The 2,149-nt window shown below is 51.9% G+C and carries 3 protein-coding genes; 1 reads left to right on the top strand and 2 read right to left on the bottom strand.

Annotated features, from left to right (window positions below; translation table 11 throughout):
• On the top strand, positions 1-231 hold a 231-nt coding region (locus B3P58_RS05250; protein WP_286716410.1), incomplete at its 5' end, for a hypothetical protein.
• Between the two features lie 79 nt (positions 232-310).
• On the opposite strand, the gene fadA is transcribed toward B3P58_RS05250, so the two are convergent.
• Both fadA and B3P58_RS05240 read right to left on the bottom strand, forming a co-directional pair.
• Positions 311-1,486, bottom strand: a complete 1,176-nt coding sequence (gene fadA / locus B3P58_RS05245; protein ID WP_145469464.1) for an acetyl-CoA C-acyltransferase FadA — start codon at positions 1,484-1,486, stop codon at positions 311-313.
• A 24-nt stretch (positions 1,487-1,510) separates the two neighbouring features.
• The coding region (locus B3P58_RS05240) for a 3-hydroxyacyl-CoA dehydrogenase family protein (protein ID WP_286716409.1) at positions 1,511-2,149 on the bottom strand (639 nt) is incomplete at its 5' end.

The raw sequence follows: 2,149 nt of genomic DNA, 5'->3' as shown, positions 1-2,149 counted from the left end.
CGGTGTTGTTTTTCTGCGCCCCTGGGGCCGCCGCAGAAACCGCTTATATGTCTGGTCTGTCCGCAGGGTCGGTTAATGCTCCTGCCAAACCGACATTTCCGCCATCCATGGCGGTCATATTCCGAAACCCTGCAGGCACAAAAAAACCGGCCGAAGCCGGTTTTTTTGTATCTGGAAAGCAATGCTTTCTGGGCGTTGCGAGCGACGGTCAGCCGCGGCGGAAGTTTCTGAGAAAGCGCAATGTAGATGTCCTACCTGAGCATTTCAAAGAAACTTCCAACAAAGGCTGGCCGAGCGCAGCAGACCAGAATTACATACGTTCCCAAACGGTCGCGATACCCTGGCCTAAACCAATACACATGGTAGACACACCGTACTTACCACCTTCCTGCTCAAGCACGTTGATCAGAGTGGTAGAGATACGCGCACCGGAACAACCCAGTGGGTGACCCAGAGCGATGGCACCGCCATGAATATTTACACGGCTGTCAGCGATTTCGGTCAGTTTCAGATCCTTGATGCAAGGCAGAGACTGAGCACCGAAAGCTTCGTTCAGCTCCCAGTAATCGATATCGGTAACGTCCAGACCAGCGCGCTTCAGTGCTTTCTTGGTCGCAGGAACCGGGCCGTAACCCATGATCGCTGCATCAACACCGGCAACCGCCATACCAATGATACGGGCACGTGGCTTGAGGCCCAGTTCCATTGCTTTCTCGTAGCTCATCAGCAGCATGGCTGATGCACCATCGGTGATCTGAGAAGAAGTACCGGCAGTTACGGTACCGCTCTTAGGATCGAAAGCAGGACGCAGGTTACCCAGGCTTTCAACAGTAGTTTCCGGACGGATAGTTTCGTCTTCGGTTACCAGAATCTGTTTGCCTTCAGCATCGTGGCCGTACATCGGAACGATTTCGTTCTTGAACTTGCCTTCCAGGGTCGCTTTGTGAGCCAGACGGTGAGAACGCGCGGCGAACTCATCCTGCTGCTGACGGGTAATACCGTGCATTTTGCCCAGCATTTCCGCAGTCAGACCCATCATGTTGGATGCTTTAGCGAAGTGCTTTGAAGACTCAGGGTTGTGGTCAAAACCGTGCTGCATGTTCACGTGACCCATGTGTTCAACACCACCAACAACGAATACATCGCCGTTACCGGTCTGAATAGCCTGAGCCGCAGTGTGGATAGCAGACATTGCAGAACCACACAGACGGTTAACAGTCTGAGCACCCGCTTCTTTAGGCACAACAGTCAGCAGACCGATCTGACGTGCAACGTTGAAGCCCTGTTCCAGAGTCTGGTTTACACAGCCCCAGATAACGTCTTCAACCAGAGCAGGATTAACGCCCGGGTTACGTTCGAACAATGCGTTGATCAGATTTGCAGAAATGGTTTCCGCACGTACGTTGCGGAATACGCCACCTTTGGAACGACCCATAGGTGAGCGCACTGCATCAACAACAACAACGTCTTTTGGATTGTAAGACATGGTTTAAATCTCCTAGTGCGCCTATTAACCGAAGTAGCTTTCGCCGTTCGCAGCCATTTCACGCATACGAGCGGTTGGTTTGTACAGATTGCCCAGGTCGGCGTACTTGTCGCACAGAGCAACAAACTCAGCCATACCAACGGAATCCATGTAACGGCACGCACCACCACGGAATGGAGGGAAACCAATACCGAAGATCAGACCCATATCGGCTTCTGCCGGAGTATCAACGATACCTTCTTCCAGACAGCGGGCGATCTCAATACACATTGGGATCATGCAGCGTGCGATGATGTCTTCAGCTTCGAAGTCTTTCGCTTCAGCAACCACTGGCTTGATCAGATCGTAAGTAGTCTGATCAACAACTTTCTTCGGCTTGCCTTTCTTATCGGTTTCGTAAACGTAGAAACCTTTACCGTTCTTCTGGCCGTAACGCTCGTTTTCGAACATCACTTCCATAGAGGTTTTGAAGTCAGCCTTCATACGATCCGGGAAGCCTTCCGCCATCACTTCGTTGGCGTGAACACCGGTATCGATACCAACAACGTCCAGCAGGTATGCAGGACCCATTGGGAAACCGAATTTCTCCATTACTTTGTCGACTTTCTGGAAGTCAGCACCGTCGCGGACCAGACCAGCGAAACCAGCGAAGTAAGGGAACAG

The sequence above is a fragment of the Thalassolituus sp. UBA2009 genome (assembly GCF_002335285.1).
GTDB classification, from domain to species: Bacteria; Pseudomonadota; Gammaproteobacteria; order Pseudomonadales; family Oceanobacteraceae; genus Venatoribacter; species Venatoribacter alkanivorans.
Note: the sequence above shows the minus strand (reverse complement) of the source record. Positions and strands in the feature narration are given on the sequence as shown.